We start from the raw sequence: 16947 nt of genomic DNA on the forward strand, positions 1-16947 counted from the left end.
ATTTTTAAATTTATCTACCTAACTTTTATAAATGTTGAAAATGCCGGTATGAACGTCGTTCAAAGTATATTCCTAACTAGAATAAATCGTGGTAATTTTAGCCACAAAGAAAATTCAAACAATTTTAAAATAATCTATTTATAAAAAGGAATATATTACCTTCAATTATCACACTTATCTAATTTGCAGGCAATATTGAATTTATATTTATAAACTTTTCTAACTGAGTATTGAGACTTTATCATGAACAATTCAACTTCAAAATTTTTTTATTTAATTTTGATGGTATCTCAATAATCAGTTAATACTTCCAGCATTCACAGGTTCTCATTCTACTCTCATTTTCTGCTTTGTATATGTCCAGTTTACTATATGCTGGGAAGCTTAGAACAGATATAGACGAAGGAGCACTTAACGGTGAATCTGACAGTGTGTCAATTTAGCATGAAAGTACGGAATAAAACTGGCTCTCCATATTCCTTTTGATTTTCTGCTCCTTATCAAATTTGAGTCTTCTATGGCAATTCACTGATTAGTTTAGCAGTGGCTTGAAAAACCAAAATTAAGACAACATTACCACCTAAGGTAATGACGAGATCGATAGTCAAAGAAAGGTAAAGTAGAGTACTTTCATTTCTTTGTGCCTGTTATTCAAAGAATATCATGTTCTTTTTCTGTAATATCACAACCTCAAAAAGTATGATAGAAAACACCATATCAGAAGATTAATTTCCTCACGTACACAACAATTTGATTTTGAATTTACGACAAATTCGAGACACTGCCGGAAAATAATCAGTAACTTGACTATACTGTTTAAAGTCAAGTTTTTGTGCCTATGTACAGCCTGGTTCTTTCGATGCGGAGATTTTTATTTATTCCTTATTTATATTTCTATTAATATTATACTCTATGACTAATGACTATTATGTTGCATATGTTTGAAATTGACTTTGTTGGCAATTGGTAAGGTTGAAACAGATTTGGGGAGTAAATAAATGGGTATAAAAAAGACATTGGCTATTTTGCTGGTAGTCTGTTTTATATTATCAGTGACAGCTGCGGCGGTAAGCGCAAACCAGCAAGAATATAACAGAGGCTACAAAGACGGCTGCAGAGATGGCTATAAAGACGGATTTAGAGAAGGCAAAGCTGATAGCAAGAAGCCCTACAGTGCATTTATAAAGAAAGAAGCCAGAAAAAGCGACTATGATAGAGGCTACGAAAGAGGTTATAGTGACTGTTTCCCTAAAGGCTATAAGGCAGGCCTAAAAGCTGGGTCAGCAGGCGGAAATCAAAAAGAATATGATAGAGGCTACAAAGACGGCTGCAGAGACGGCTATAGAGACGGATTTAGAGAAGGCAAAGTTGACAGCAGGAAGCCCTACAGTGCATTTATAAAGAAAGAAGCCAGAAAAAGCGATTATGCAAGAGGCTATGAAAGAGGTTATAGTGACTGCTTCCCAAGAGGTTATAAGGCAGGCTTGAATACTTGAAGATAAAGCAACCTTTTTTTATTTTTTTGACTCTACCTCTTATTATTTTTTAACTCCACCTCTTATCTGTAAAATTCTCTCTTCTCTTCTCCTAAATCTCTCCTCTACCAAAAACATTAGTAGAGATCTTCACTGGAATCATCTTTGTTTTCAATGCATTTTAAGGCTTCCAGTTTCCTTTTCGCGTCTGCCATTTCGGGATAGAGGCGAAGGATTTCATTGAAGGTGTTTATGGCCTCGGTATACTTTCCCAGTTTTCCGAGGATAACTCCCCTGTAATTCATAGCTTGCACATCGTGAGGTCTTATCCTGAGCAGCCTGTCAAAGGTTCTCAGGGCATCCTCATATTCTTCTATTTTTGCAAGAGATATCCCGAGATATTTCAGTGACTGCTCGTGCCAGGGGTTAATGGCAAGAGCTTCGTCAAAGGCCCTGCAGGCAGTTTCATACATTTTCTGTTTGAAGCAGACAACTCCTACACTATAAATTGCCTTGATGTTTTCAGGGTCTTTTTCCAGTGCAAGGTCAAAGGCTTTCAGGGCTTCCCTGTACATTTCAAGCTTGCAGAACGCGATTCCTTTGTAGTTCAGGACATCGAGATTCTCTGGGGAAATGTCAAGGATGCGGTCAAAATAGTCAATTGATTCCTGGGGCCGGTTAAGCTTGATAAGAGTCGTGGCTGCATTATACAGAGTTTCTTCATTCTTCGGATTGAAAAGAGCGGCTTTTTCAAAGGCTTTCAGTGCCGCCTCCGGACTTTCGAGTTCCAGCAGGCAGAGCCCGAGGTAGTTCAAGCTTTCAGGGTCTTCGGGAGAGGCTTCCAGCAGCATTCCAAAAGTCTCAGCGGCAGCTTCGTATTCACTCAGGTTGAAAAGCACAAGCCCTCTATAATAGAGAGCTTCCCTATGCGCCGGGTCCTGCTGCAAAACTATATCAAAAGCCTCAAGAGCTTTTTCGCACTCCTGAAGCTCCATTCTGGCAATCCCGAGCCTGTAACAGGCTTCAATAGAATTCAAAAAATCAGGGGCGGACAGGAGTACTTTTTCGAGGTCCTGAGCTGCTTCCTCAAAGTGCTGGAGCTGGAAACTGGCCTCTGATCGGCTGTAGAGAGCATTTACGTTGTCAGGTTTCAGGGTTAGAGCAGAACTGAAAGCCTGGCTTGCTTCTTCATACATATTCAATCTAAGAAGGGAAAGCCCTATCTGTTCCCAGGCAGCTTCCAGAGCTGGATCAAGTTCCACGGCATTTTCAAAAGCTTCAACGGCTTGTTCATCCTGGTCAAGCCCCCTTAGAGCGAGCCCTGCTACATACCAGAGGTCTGAAGCCTCGGGTTTTACTTCAAGAAGTTTCTCAAATATCTCGATGGCGGCTTCATAGTGTTCCAGTTTGAGCTGGGAAAGCCCCATTTTCATCCAGACATCTTCGAGTTCAGTTTCACTTAATTTCTCTTTTAATTCAAACTTATCTTCTAATCTTGTTTCATCTTCTAACTCAGGGCTTTCTCTCATTTTTTCTCTCTGAGTTTCGTCCAGGCTTAATTCGTCAATTTCTTCAGGGATTTCTGTCTGATCTTCCAGGGCAGCCTGTTCGAATGAATCCAGAGCTTCAACATAGTATCCAAGAGAAAATAGAATGAGCCCTCTTCTATACCAGGCTTTTTCAAAGTCAGGATAAAGGAAACGAAGTTCCGAAAATATTTCAAGGGCCTCCTCAGATCTGCCGAGCTCCTGAAACACAATCCCTTTGCTGTAAAGGGCCTCTTTTGAAGCCGATTCACTTGCTGTAAGTTTTCCAAGAGGTAGCAGGGCTTCTTCGTATCTTCCAAGCTGTATCAGAGAAAATGTAAACTTTTCTAGGAGTTCTTCAAAAGCTTTTGTATTCTCGAAAGCTGGAATTTCTCCTGCGTTTTCTTCTCCTATGCTTTCTTTTCCTGCGCTTTCCTCATAGTTTTCTTCTTCAAACTTTCCAGCGTCTTTAATATTAAAGTTCTCGGTTTCAAGTTCGAGAAGAGTATAAACTGTAGAAACTACTTCTTCTGGCTTTTCAAGTTCGAAAAGTGCCAGGGCTTTTTTGTACAGTATTTCAAGATCAAGTGCCCCGGAATCAAGGATGGCATTGAAGATTTCCACGGCTTTTTCATATTCTCTGTTTTCGAAGTAGGCGATTCCTGTATAATAAGAAATTTCGGGTTGCTGGCAGCCGAGATCAAGAGCATTTTCAAAGGATCTTACGGCTTCTTCAAAATTCCCAAGCCTGAAAAAGGCAATACCCCTGTAGTAATATAGATCTTCTTTTTTCTGGCAATATTCCAGTGCCGTCTTAAATGCTTCAACGGCCTCTGGATATTCCTCAAGCTCGAAGTGAGTATAGGCTTTTTGTTCAAGTGCATAAGTGCAGTCCGGCTTCAATTTAAGGACAGAATCAAAAATAGTCGAAGCCCTCTTTACTTCCCCAAGGGCTTTTAAAGCAACTCCTTTCCTGAAAAGGACAGTTTTTCGCTCCGGGTTCTTGCTTAGAACCTGATCAAAGAGTCCAAGGGCTTCTTCATAAAACCCCTGCTTGAAGGAGGCTGTACTCAGGTGTGCAAGAGCCTCGGTATCGGATGGATTTCTTTTAAGGACCTCCCTGAAACCCGAGGCCGATTCTCCATATCTCTTCGACCGCAGTAAAGCGAGGCTTCTCATGTAAAGAGCATCAAGGTTTTCAGGATCCATTTTCAGGGCGGATTCAAAAACCCTAATTGCTTCCTCAAAGTTCCCAAGCTCAAAATAGGAAAGTCCCAACTGGTAACATGTATCCTGATAAGCAGGGTCAAGCTCAAGGACTTTCTCAAAATCCTTTGCTGCTTCTTTATGCTGCTTCAGTTTTGAATGGGATATCCCTTTCAAATACCATGCCTCTACAAACAGAGGATTATTTTCGGTAAGCCTTGAAAAAACCTCAAGCGCTCTTTCGTAAGCTTCCAGTCTTATAAGTACAAGCCCTTTCCAGTAGAACGAAGAGTACTTTTCTTTAGAGATACTTTGTTCAGAGAATTTTTGCTTGGAGTTATTTTGTTCAGAGAATTTTTGATTAGAGTTATTTTGTTCAGAGATACTTTGTTCAGAAAAGTTTTGTTCAGAGTTATTTTGTTCAGAAAAGTTTTGTTCAGAGTTATTTTGTTCAGAAAAGTTTTGTTCAGAAATGCCTTGTTCAGAAACATTTTGTTCAGAGTTATTTAGTTCATATGAGTTTTTTTCAGGACAGTATACAAAAGAGTCATCTGAGCCCTCACTTACTTCTTCAAAAAGAGATAGGGCTTTATTGTATTCTCCGGATTCGAAACTGGCGATTCCTAGCTCAAACTTTACTTCTTTGTTGTTAGGGTCAAGTTCCAGTACTCTCAAAAGGGTTTCAGCTCCGGATTTGTATTTCTTTAACTGCAGGAAACAAATAGCTTTTTTATGGAGTGCAGAAAGGTTCTCTGGATTTCCTTCAAGTACAGCTTCAAGAGCCTTCAGGGCAGCTTTGTATTGTTCGGTTTCAAACAGACAGATGGCTCTGTACTCCAGGGCTTCCTTCATTTCAGGATTAAGGCGAACTGAGGACTCAAAAGCACACGCTGCTTCCTCTAACATATTTATCCTATACAGGCTAAGACCTCTGTAGTACCAGAGAATATCGGAATTCGGCTTTTCTTCAAGAGCGCTCTCAAAGGTTTTCAGGGCAGGGAGATACCTTTCAAGCTGCATTTGCGCAAATCCTTTGTAAGTACGAGCGTTCTCGTAATCAGAATTCTCATCCTCGTAATCAGGATTCTCGTCTTCGTAATCAGGCCTCTTTGTCTCATCACGTGCTGGGTTATCTATGTCATCACGATCGAGATTTTTTAGCTCCTCATAATCGGAGTTACTTATCTCTTTATTATTTAGATTTCTTACAATTACTTCGTCAAAGGCTGTTATAGCCTCCTCAAAGCGTTTCAGTTTTATCAGGGCAAGCCCTTTTCTATACCAGGCTTCCCTGGACTCCGGCTTTTCACTGAGCACCTGATCAAAAGCCTGAAGCGCAGTATCATACTTTCCGATTTCCATTGCAAATTTTCCTTTCCTGCGCTGGATTTTCAGATCTTCGGGATTTTTAGCAGCTAGTTTTTCAAAAGTTTCCAGGGCTTCTTCCTGCTTTCCTAGTTTCGCCTGCGCAACCGCAAGGCTATATAATAGATCGGGATAATCGGGATTAAGGGACAGGATTTTTTCAAAACATTCCAGGGCAGTTTCTGTTTTTCCTAGTTTTAGCAGGGCTGTTCCTCTGTTGTAAATGGAATCAAGGTCTTCAGGATTTGTTTTAAGAACTTCGTCAAAGGCTTCGCTGGCTTTTTCATAGTCATCAACAGCCAGCAAAATCAGTCCTCTATTTTTCCAGGCATCTTCGAAGTCAGGCCTGAGGCTCACAGCTTTTTCAAAAGCTTCAAGGGCTTCTTCAGTTCTTCCAAGTTTTCCCAGCACTATTCCTTTATTATTCCATCCTTTCTCAAGATACGGGTTTAGCCGCAGACCTTCTTCAAAGTCTTCGAGAGCTTCTTCATAGCGATCCATGGAATAGAGTGCATATCCCTTATTCATCCAGCAAGCGTCGTTATCAGGTTTGAGTTCCGCAACTTTCTCAAGAGCTTTCAGGGCAGGCTCGAATTTTCCATTATCAAGGAGGATTAATCCTTGCTGCAGCCAGAGCCCATAATTTTCGGGTTCTTTTTCAAGGCTCTGTGCAAGAGAGTCAAGAGCCTCTTCGATACGGCCTAACTTGATCAGCATAGTGCCCCTGAGTTTTTGGGCCTTAATAAATTCTGGATTTTGTTCAAGCATGGAATCGAAGGCTTTGAGGGCTTCTTCATACTTTCCTTCTCTGGCAAGCAAACGTCCCTGCTGGTACAGGGCATCACCGTATGCAGGGTCCAGTTCGGCAGTTCTGGAAAAAGATTTTGCAGCTTCTCCAAAGTGCTGCAGTTTCACGAGAGCAAGAGCCCTATTGTACCAGATTTCTTTAGTTTCTGGATAAATTTCAAGCACAGAATCAAAGGCTTCAAGGGCTTCTTCATAGACCTCAAGCTTCATCAGAGCAAGGCATTTGTAATTCCATGCTTCAAAATAAGTGGGATCCAGCTTGATAGCTTCTTCAAAGGCTTTTATGGCATCATTGAGCCTTAGCAGCTGGATAAGCGCAAGACCTTTCTTGAGCCAGATTTCTTTATTTCCTGGGTTTATTTTCAAAATTTTCGTAAAAGTTTTCTCGGCATCTTCATAGCGGGAAAGTTCGTTTAAAAGAATACCCTTCTGATAGAGAGCAGTCTCACTGACAGGAAATTTCCTTAAAAATGCGTCAACACATTCCAGAGCTTCTTCGTTCTTCCCCAGCTTTATCAACGAAAAATATTTTTGTTTCCAGGCATCTTTATGTCTGGGTTTTTCTCGAATCAGAGAATCAAAGCATTCCAGCGCTTCTCCATACTTCTCAAGATTTGCAAGAACCAGGCCTTTTGAGTAGCAAGCGTCTGAGTTTTTCGGGTTGATCTCAAGTGCATGCTCAAAACATTCCAGTGCTTCTTCGTAGTTGCCGGTTTTTCCAGTTACGGTGCCTCGGGCATACCAGGCGCTTCCGCATTCCGGTTCAAGCTCAATTGCTTTCTCAAAACAAAGAATTGAAGCCTCATTTTTTTCCAGTTCAGCAAACGCCAGTCCTTTTTGGTACCAGATTTTTGGATTGTCAGGATTTATTTCGAGTGCGTTGTCATAAGTTTCGAGAGCTGCTTCAAACTTTTCAAGGGTGGCCAGAGCAATTCCTTTTTTGTACAGGGCATCAAAATTTTCGGGCTCGAAGTGCAGGACCTGGTCAAAGGAGTCGAGGGCTTCTTCTGGTTTTTTAATTTTCAGTAGTGCAAGTCCTCTGTTAAATAGAGCTCCTGTGTGACCTGAATCCTTGTCCACAATCTTGTTGAAGACATTAATTGATTTTTCGTACCTTTTCTGTTTAATCAGGCCAAGTCCTCTTTGAAAAGCTTCATCGTGATTGATAACCAACTCCTCCGATCCTATTTCTAATCCTATTCTTATAATTCTCGGTCCTATTCCTGCATTTTCTTGATTCTATTCCTGCATTTTCCTGATTCTATTTCTGCATTTTCCTGATTCTGTTACTGAAAGCGCAAAGATCTAAAATTTGAGTACTATTTTTTTATCGGACCTTACTAATATTTTGCTCTGTTTTCTCCGACTTATCAGTTTTTGTAAGCTTTTGCCTCTCACTTGCTACTTTAAACTCGTTTCCAAAACGTTAATGATTTACCAATGTTAACCTTTAGATTTACCAATGTTAACCTTTTGATTTAGTACTACATCCAATATGAAGTCTGTATCATTATTAATTTTTGTTTAGAATCTAATTTCCTAACATTGTATATAAACGATCCTCAATAATTGAGAGTGGGAGAATAATTTTTAGTCTATTTTTAAAATGTCTTTTTAAAAAACGTCTTCATGGACTTTGCAGGCAACTGTATTGTAAATATACTGTTGATGAAAACACCTATAAAGTCTAAAATAAAACCTTAAGTTATGTTTTCTATAATTTAAATTAAACTTCAAAAACTCTTGATAATACTTCATGAAGATGCCGGCATGTTTCTTTATTGAAACAGACAAGAAAAACCTTTTCAGGCAATCTATTTTCCTGAAGGAATTTCGTTATTTCGAAAACTGCAATTCCTGCAGCCCTTTCTGAAGGAAAGTTATATACTCCTGTACTTATAGCTGGAAAAGCAATGGTTTTTACTGCATATTCCTTTGCAAGTTCAAGGCTTTTTCTGTAACAGGAAGCCAGTAAACTATCCTCTCCTTTCTGCCCCCCCTGCCATACCGGCCCGACAGTGTGTATTACCCATTTTGCAGGCAGGAAATATCCCTTTGTGATTTTTGCTTCTCCTGTGGCACAGCCTTTTAAACCCTTACATTCTTCCAGTAGGCCTGGCCCTGCAGCTCTATGGATAGCACCATCGACTCCTCCTCCTCCAAGAAGAGTAGAATTTGCGGCATTTACAACTGCATCCACTTTCAGTTTTACGATATCTCCTTGAATTACTGTTATTCTGTCCGAAATACGTACCATAATCTGCTCTTTTTCTTCGGTTCGTTATATATTGTCTGATGTATTTACACTATGAGCCTATCCCAAAAGCCACTTTACTCTTAATCATTGGGAATTCTCAGAATTATTTTCATGATCATGAGCTTGATTTATTATTCAAAATACAAGGTCCAAGAAGCAAATTTCAAGTTTTGGGATGACCTCTATAATAAATGTACAACCAATGAAAGTGCTTGCAGATGGCAGCATTTTTATGCTAAATTAGGCATGCTGCCTTTTAGATATTTGTTCTATGTATTTTTTTGTCCTTTAACCTTGCTTTTAAATTATTTTTTTGTATACCTCGAGAGTTTTTCCAGCTATTATTTTCCAGTTATATCGCTTTTTAATAAGGTCGTAACCTTTTTCTCCCATCCGGTTGTGGCCAAGCCCTTCAAGGACATAATTAAGGCCCCATGCAATAGAAGATGGTTCCTTATGAGTAATAACGCCTGTCTTGAAATTTTCCACAAGGGCTACTGCATCACTTGCAACTACAGGTTTTTTTGCATCCCAGGCTTCAAGCACCACAATTCCGAAGGGTTCATTCCGGCTGGGCACACACACGAGGTCGCAGGCATTGAACCAGTCTATTACAGTATTATCTGGAGCGTACCCGAGGAAATTGCATGAATTTCCAATGCCAAGTTTTTGAGCCCTATATTCACAATGAGCACGCATTTCTCCTTCACCGATCAGCACAAACTGTGCATTCCTCTTCTTCAGGACTTTAGCAGCAGCTTCCACCAGCAGGTCAGGCCCCTTCTGATAAGACATCCTTCCTGTGAAAAGCACCACTGGAACACATGGATGGATGCCGTATTGCCTTTTCACATCACCAGGGTCGATTTGCCTTCTTATTTTTCCCACGTTTATGCCGTTAGGAATTTCCCAGAGCTTGTAGTCAGGGATTTTGTAAATTTGTTTGATTTCTTCCTTCAATATGGTCGAGGTTATGATAATCTCCGAAGATTCATAGCCTCCGAGCCACTCCCTATGTGAGATTTCCTTTGCTTCCCACCAATCTCCATGATGATTTCCATTACGTCCCCATTCTGTACTGTGGAAGGTCAGCACAAAGGGCAGTCCAAACTGGGCTTTTATCCTGCAAAGCACATTTACGGGGTGCCAGTCGTGACCATGTAATACATCAAACTCTCCTGTGCTTTCTCTCACTTCAAGGAACCGGCAGTACATAGCATCACACATCCGGTTCATTTGCTCAACAATTCCCCCGCTTTGATCACAGGCAATTTTGTGATAATAAACCCCATTTATTACTTCATCTTTATCTTCGCGGTCTCGTGTAAACAGGTGGATTTCATGTCCCTCTGCCGCAAGAGCCTCAGATAGCTCGGATACGTGGGGCGAAATACCTCCCACACGTATTGAATATAAACTTTCCCAGGTAAACATTCCTATTCTCATCTTTTTCATAGCCCTACTTACCTCTTTTTGTAACAGAGAACGAGAGCGTATCCGAAAAGTCGGTAATGAATGTTGATAAGTCACAATAGGTCTGTAGTATTAGAATATCAATTCCGTTCTTATATTTCGTATTGTAAAAGTTATAACATCTAATCACTTTTTGAATAGGCTCTAAATAGTTCTCTCTTTATTGTTACGTCTAAATATTTTTTACTTTATTTCTTTTGCTAATCTAACAATTTACAGTTCTTTCTGCTAAAAATACAGTTAAAGAGCCAAACAATTAAACAGAAATACATATAATTTTATGATCTACAGAAATACATATAATTTATATGATCTCACTATAAAATCTCATTTATTTCAGTCGAATTTTTGAGTGGTAGCGTTAACATACCCCGTTGCTTGCAGCGGGGTGTGCCAGCGCAACTTTGATTCGTCAGTTTAAGTACTTTTTCTAAATTGAATTCAGTTAGATTTTAAAGACTTTTAAAGATAAGCCTGTGTGACATAATACCTCATCATCCTATGACTGTTAAAATAAGATGCTATCATACCTATCGAATTATTGATTAGCTTGAGCCATTCGTCTTTTTGTTCGTAGTACATAGGGACGATGATGTAGTAGAGTTTGTAATAGAGATCTCTAAGCTCAGCAGTTCTTATTTCTTCGATCGAAATTTTTTCATCTGGTTTGGGCCCAATAGACCAACCTGTCACATCTTCAATCCATCCCTCAATCCACCAACCATCAAGCACGCTAAAATTCACTACTCCATTATGAGCAGCTTTCATACCACTTGTACCTGATGCTTCGTAGGGACAGTTAGGAGTATTAAGCCAGACATCAACTCCAGAAACCATTTTTGCAGCAAGATCCATATTATAATTTTCTAGAAATACAATTTTTATGTCGTCACGAAGAGTTTCTATTATTTTAAAAATATCCCTTATAATTTGTTTTCCGGCTTCATCATTAGGATGGGCTTTACCTGCAAAAATAAGCTGAATTTTACCTCTTTTATTTATGCTCCTAAGCATCTCAAGATCAGAAAAAATTAAAGTTGGACGCTTATATGATGTCATACGCCGTGCAAAGCCTATTGTAAGAGTATCATAATCCATTCCTACGCCTGTTTTTTTGTTCACCTCGTCGATCAAATCTCTTTTTGCACTCCAATGTGCTTCCCAGATCTCGGTGTCTGGAATTTCTCCGACCCTTATCAGAAGTTCAGGTTCATTTTCCCAATCTGGAAGATAGCGATCATAAAGCTTTTTGAAATAAGGGGAAGTCCATGTATAGGAATGAACACCATTTGTAATGGCATGAATTTTATAACCAGGGTAAAGTGCACTTGAAATCTGGCTGTGTCTTTTTGTAACACCATTGATGTAGTTCGATAAGTTCATAGCAAAAATGCTTGTATCAAAGTAATCTGTTCCTCCAAACTTGCGGAGGATTTCAACATCGCTTTTATCCTGGATTAGATCTTTTACAAGCCCATAATTGAATTTATCATGCCCTGCTTCCACTGGAGTATGGGTAGTAAAGATACAAAGCTCCTTTATTTTTGTTGGGTCTACGCTGTTTTGCTTTAAAAGTTCTAGAGCAAGCAAGCTTGAATGCCCTTCATTCATATGGTACTTTCGGACTTTGAACCCAAGAGCATTAAGCATCCGTACTCCTCCTATTCCGAGTACTATTTCCTGCTTGAGCCTATAACGTTGATCGCCTCCATATAGAAAATCCGTAATCTTACGGTCTTCCGATTCATTTCCTTCAACATTTGTATCTAGAAAAATTATCGGCACGCAGCCTCCGATATGGCTCTTGTAAGTATAAATCCAGGCTCTAAGTTTAACGTCTCTATCCTGAATTTTTACTTTTACTTCTTCTTTGCAAAGAGTCATAAAATGCGCAGGATTCCACTCATCCTTATGTTCTATCTGATTTCCTGCAGGGTCAAGAGTCTGTCTAAAATATCCTTTATTACTTACTAGTGTTACTGCTACAAATGGAATATTTAAATCCGCAGCTGAGCGGATAGCATCACCTGCAAGACCCCCTAATCCTCCTGCATATGTCGCGATGTCACTACGAAGGCCTATCTCCATTGAAAAATAAGCAATATTTTGTCTCTCCAGTGCTTCATGAAGATTATCCATATCATCAAGTCCTTTATTTTTTATTATAAATGATTATATTTGAAAATATTAAAATGTACATTTTTGAAAACGAACATAATTTTCCATTGAATAATACACATAAATAAAAATTCTTTTAACGGTTGACAATATCTCAAAATTTTTGTAAAATTTGTTTTATATTATTTAAACGTAACTATTTAGCCTACCAAAAAAGTTGATTAATATCGATTTTGATGAAAACAAGGGGTTTAATAACTGACTGATTAATATAGAAAAAACGCAATCAGTCGCCAACAATCAAAGAGAATCCATTCAAAAAGATTTGTGCGTTGAATTTTAATGGTATGTTGAATCTTAATGACGATGGCTATTGATGTTGTTTTACTCCGGTTGAATAGTTACGAAATAGTAATTCCTTTATAAATGTTACTTATATCTACTCTAAAAATGTTTTTATAGAAAGCCTCTTGTACGAAACATATCAAACATTTTTAATTGGGTCTTATAACATCAAATCTCAGTATTCAAATTTAACCTGATGTTGTCAGTTAAGATAATATTTTTACAGAGACATAATTTCAATATAATGTTATTTTCTGGATAGGCTCATAAAATAAATTGTACTTCCAAATAATATTTGCTAAGCAAAATTATTTCATAGCCAAACACGTTTTTCCTACGGATAGTGGGACAAAAGCCTGTGGACTTATTCTCCTCTGAGAAATGAATGAAACAGGAAGAGGCAATCCGGGAAACCGTCTCATATCACACTATTCAATCTGGTATGGTAATTTCGGTTTTCCAAAGGCGATTACTTGCCTTTGACGTGAACTCTGAAAATTTTGATGTGCCTCAAGGGTTAGAAGACTATAAGTTATCGATCTAAAAGATCAGTAGTATACGAGAATGTCGTAGAAAATTCAAAAGATTAAAAACTTACAAATCGAAACTTAACATGGGGAGATAATTATGAATGAGATGGCACTTAAAGAAAGACTTTTAAATGCACTTGAAGGCAAAGAAGTTGACAAAGTACCGGTCTGTTCTGTAACCCAGACAGGGATCGTTGAATTAATGGATAAGGTGGGGGCTCCCTGGCCGGAGGCTCATTCTGACCCTGAAAAAATGGCGACGCTCGCGATTGCAAACTATGAATTAAGCGGGCTTGAAGCTGTGAGAGTTCCATATTGCCTTACTGTGCTTGCCGAAGCTATGGGTTGTGAGGTTAATATGGGAACTAAAAACAGGCAGCCGTCAGTTACTGCACATCCGTATCCCAAAAGCCTTGAGGGTATGGAAATGCCTGAGAACCTTCTTGACATGGGCAGGATCCGGACTGTACTTGATTCAATCAAAATTATAAGGGAAAGAGTAGGGCCAGATGTACCTATTATAGGAGGAATGGAAGGACCTGTTACTCTTGCTTCCGATCTGGCGAGTGTAAAGTCCTTTATGAAATGGTCTGTTAAAAAGCCCGATCTATTACATCAGGTACTGGATTTTGCAACCGATGCTACAATAGCTTATGCAAATTCAATGGTTGTTGCAGGAGCAGACGTAATTTCTGTTGCCGATCCTGTAGCATCTCCTGACCTGATGAGTCCGGACTCTTTTAAAAATGAACTCCAGTCAAGGCTGCAGAAATTTTCCTCAAACGTAAATTCGGTTACGGTCCTGCATATCTGTGGAAGTGTGTCTCCGATCCTTGACTATATGGCAGATTGTGGTTTCGAAGGTTTAAGCGTTGAAGAAAAAGTTGGCAGTATTAAGAAGGCTAAGGAAGTGCTTGGAGATCGGGCAAGGCTCGTAGGAAATATCTCAAGCCCCTTTGTTCTGCTTCCAGGTCCGATCGATAAGATAAAAGAAGAATCGAAAAAAGCTATTTCCGAAGGTGTAGACGTACTGGCTCCTGGCTGTGGAATTGCACCTATGACTCCGCTTTCTCACATTAAAGCTATGGTCGAGGCAAGAGACGAATATTACGCTTGAAGATCTACAATATAAATAATTTAACTATTTTTCTATTATTTTTTTACGAATTTTTCACTAATTTTTATTAATATTTTTTATTGTCATTTTCAATTTTTTAACATGCTGTCTGTGATACCCGTATCCTTTCTTGGGAGAACGGGATTTTGTTCACTTCTTTCTCTCAGGCAACCTATTTCCTGATTATACATTCTTGTTGTAATTATTTTGACCGGTTTTTCGTGCTTTACGTAATTGTAGATAGTAAATTAAGTGTTAATTTTTACAAGCATAACTATATGGTGTTCACTCAAATGTTGCTGCTTAACAGAAAAATCTCCAGTGCTAAATGAGTCTGTCAGTACTAATTTCTATATAAATTTATCAGGAAAATTAGAAAATACACTCGGAATTTTAAAAAAGGAACACTCGATATTTTAAAAAAAGAAAAAAAGAGAATTGCCTTGATTAGAGGTCGTAGTTCTCTGGCTTGAAGACTTTGACTTCCTGTTTATACTTTGTAAGGCAGTCACTCATGAACTGATCCTTATCGTCGGTAAGAGCTTCGAAAGCTTCCTTTGCGTCTGCAAGGGCTTTAGCTTCGAATCTGGATAGCTCGAGTTTGCCCTTTGCTCCTTCTTCGACAATATTGATACATTCTATTGCGGCATTCTTGGCACGGAGGTAAATATCATTTCCGTCTTTTGCAATTGCTTGCCCGACTCTATAGGAGTTTTGGTATGCGAGTACATAACCCTGTGCGTCTCTGTATATATCGGAAGCTACAAACATGTCCCTAAGTATTTTTTCATTACCCGAATTAAGAGCAACATTCATTAGGGCACAGTCATAAGCTAAGGTCTCGCCCCAACACTGAACTGTGGTACCACCAAATTCACCGTGATACTCAACAGATTCGTTGGACCAGAGGTCACAGCACTGCATGACAATGTTCCCCATCAGGTCGGAGTGAGCACAGGTCGAAGTCTTACCTTCCTGAGCTATCGGGACACCTGCAATAGATTTTACAATGGTATTCTCGTAACCACAGTCCTTTCCAGGGCCGACTGCACCGGCTTCGTAAGCAACGAGAGATCTTGCGGCAGAAATAGTCCTTGCAATGATTGCAAGTGTGTGGGCGAGGTTCTTGTCCAGCAGCCCACCTGCGATGAACATCGCAGTGTTTGCCTGGGCACAGTCTGTGTCACCTGATGCTATTACATTATTCTTTTTTGCAACTGATGCGATGTCTTGCCAGATCATTTCCATATCTATGCTACCGAGAACACCTATACCGTAAAGTACGCCTGCCATATCGTTCCTGAGAATTGCATAGTCGAATACTTCTTTTCCACCCATTGACTCTACTGCAAGCATGTCAGCCCCATTCTGGGCGCACTGCTCGAATGCCTCCATAAAGACGCTGTACTTGTCTCCTCTGAGAGCGAGGAAGTCTCTGGTCTCGCGGATGTCACCAATGGTGTGGCGGAGTGCGCACTTTATGCCGTATTCATCATGGTAATCCTCCATGATAGTTTTCTGGGCATGCGCAACGGCTGCTCCCCAATCCGGGTGATTGGACATCTGCTGAACGTGTTCAGTTTCAAGCACGACAGCAGGAGCTCCGATTTGAACCATCCTTGCCATAATGTCGGTGGTGATCCTTTCGTATTCCTTTATGAGCTTTTCTTTGGATGCTCCGGCTTCAGGTCTTGGGGCATAGTTTACTTCGGGAGTAGTGTACCCGGCACCGATTTCAAGTTCCAGTCCGGTTTTAACTGGCGTGACAGCTTTTCCGAAAACCATATCATCTGCGCTTGCATAAGCCATTTTAGTACATCTTGTTACTGCCATTACTCCATCTCCTCAGTGTTTATGGAATTTCTCCCTCAGTTTCACAATGTTGTCCCCATGTTCCTTGATGAAATCTGCTATCTTAGGAGCATCGGCTGCTTCTTCGCCATATACCCCTAATTCATACTGGGATACGAAGTCCTGGTTCACAGCACCGCCGCCACATGCAAACGGAATCCTGTAGCCTTTCTCCAGAAGCTTGTCATTAACTTCTTTGAATGCGTACATGGTTGTGGTCATCAGGGCAGTGCCTGTAAGCATGAGAGGACTTTCTCTCTCCACAGCCGCTATTACTTCATCTACAGGGACATCTCTTCCAAGATCCACTACTTCATATCCGTTAGCTCTGAGCAATGCGGCTACTATATTCTTTCCGATATCGTGGACGTCGCCTTCTGCAACGTGGCAAACGACTTTACCTTTAACCACAGGTGCTCTTCCTGCTTTCTGCTTAACATATTCGATGCCCTCCAACATGGCATCAGCAGACATCATAACGTTTGGCAGGAAAATTACTCCCTCGTCATAAAGCTTGGTGACCACTCCCATTCCAACCATTAGAGCATCATCGATAAGAGAGATTGGGTCCTTTCCAGAGCTAATAGCCTTTTCCAACCCTTCAACAACGTCGTCCTCTTCGCCTTCAAAGATGGCCTTTGCAATTGGATAAATCATTGAATCCTTTGGGTACAGTTCTTCTGCAGCCTCTTCCGGTGTCATTTCCTTTTCCATTTTTACATTGTAACGAACCAGAATACCACTGGGATCTATATCTATCAAATGTTTAACCTCCATTTTGGCATTTGAGGAGCAAATAATCCCTGATCATTTACAGGGGTAAAAACCGGGTTAAAAACCAAAGTTCTCCTGAAGTAGATCTAATTTATACAATCTG

The 16947-nt window shown here is 40.0% G+C and carries 9 protein-coding genes; 3 read left to right on the top strand and 6 right to left on the bottom strand.

All coding sequences use genetic code 11. The annotated features are described in order from the left end of the window. Window positions 1-998: 998 nt before the first annotated feature. Window positions 999-1496, top strand: coding sequence for a FliH/SctL family protein (locus MSBRW_RS21855; protein ID WP_048136533.1), 498 nt, complete (start codon window positions 999-1001; stop codon window positions 1494-1496). Between the two features lie 116 nt (window positions 1497-1612). Here the strand turns inward: MSBRW_RS21855 and MSBRW_RS05785 are convergent, their stop codons facing one another. The 4 genes from MSBRW_RS05785 to glgP form a co-directional block, all read right to left on the bottom strand. Beyond that, window positions 1613-7552: a tetratricopeptide repeat protein gene (locus tag MSBRW_RS05785; RefSeq protein WP_011308546.1), complete on the bottom strand. Its 5940-nt coding sequence runs from the start codon at window positions 7550-7552 to the stop codon at window positions 1613-1615. Between the two features lie 553 nt (window positions 7553-8105). After that, entirely contained in the window at window positions 8106-8636 is a 531-nt protein-coding gene (locus tag MSBRW_RS05790; RefSeq protein WP_011308545.1) for an O-acetyl-ADP-ribose deacetylase, read from the bottom strand. Between the two features lie 300 nt (window positions 8637-8936). Further along, window positions 8937-10091: a glycosyltransferase family 4 protein gene (locus tag MSBRW_RS05795; protein ID WP_011308544.1), complete on the bottom strand. Its 1155-nt coding sequence runs from the start codon at window positions 10089-10091 to the stop codon at window positions 8937-8939. A 480-nt stretch (window positions 10092-10571) separates the two neighbouring features. After that, on the bottom strand, window positions 10572-12248 hold the full coding sequence (gene glgP, locus MSBRW_RS05800; RefSeq protein ID WP_011308543.1) for an alpha-glucan family phosphorylase: 1677 nt from the start codon (window positions 12246-12248) through the stop codon (window positions 10572-10574). A 709-nt stretch (window positions 12249-12957) separates the two neighbouring features. On the opposite strand from glgP, the gene MSBRW_RS21860 reads away from it, so the two are divergent. Further along, window positions 12958-13116, top strand: coding sequence for a hypothetical protein (locus tag MSBRW_RS21860; RefSeq protein WP_155398130.1), 159 nt, complete (start codon window positions 12958-12960; stop codon window positions 13114-13116). Between the two features lie 83 nt (window positions 13117-13199). Next, window positions 13200-14219 carry a methylcobamide:CoM methyltransferase MtaA gene (gene mtaA, locus MSBRW_RS05805; RefSeq protein ID WP_011308542.1) on the top strand — a complete coding sequence of 340 codons (1020 nt, stop codon included), beginning with the start codon at window positions 13200-13202 and terminating at the stop codon, window positions 14217-14219. Window positions 14220-14666: 447 nt separating this feature from the next. Here the strand turns inward: mtaA and mtaB are convergent, their stop codons facing one another. Together mtaB and mtaC are read right to left on the bottom strand one after the other, a co-directional pair. Further along, on the bottom strand, window positions 14667-16052 hold the full coding sequence (mtaB, locus tag MSBRW_RS05810; RefSeq protein ID WP_011308541.1) for a methanol--corrinoid protein co-methyltransferase MtaB: 1386 nt from the start codon (window positions 16050-16052) through the stop codon (window positions 14667-14669). A gap of 12 nt (window positions 16053-16064) precedes the next feature. Next, a complete protein-coding gene (gene mtaC, locus MSBRW_RS05815; RefSeq protein WP_048103078.1) occupies window positions 16065-16847 on the bottom strand; it encodes a methanol--corrinoid protein MtaC in 783 nt (260 codons plus the stop codon). Window positions 16848-16947: the final 100 nt, after the last annotated feature.

Origin of the sequence: Methanosarcina barkeri str. Wiesmoor (assembly GCF_000969985.1) — an archaeon.
Lineage (GTDB): Archaea > Halobacteriota > Methanosarcinia > Methanosarcinales > Methanosarcinaceae > Methanosarcina > Methanosarcina barkeri_B.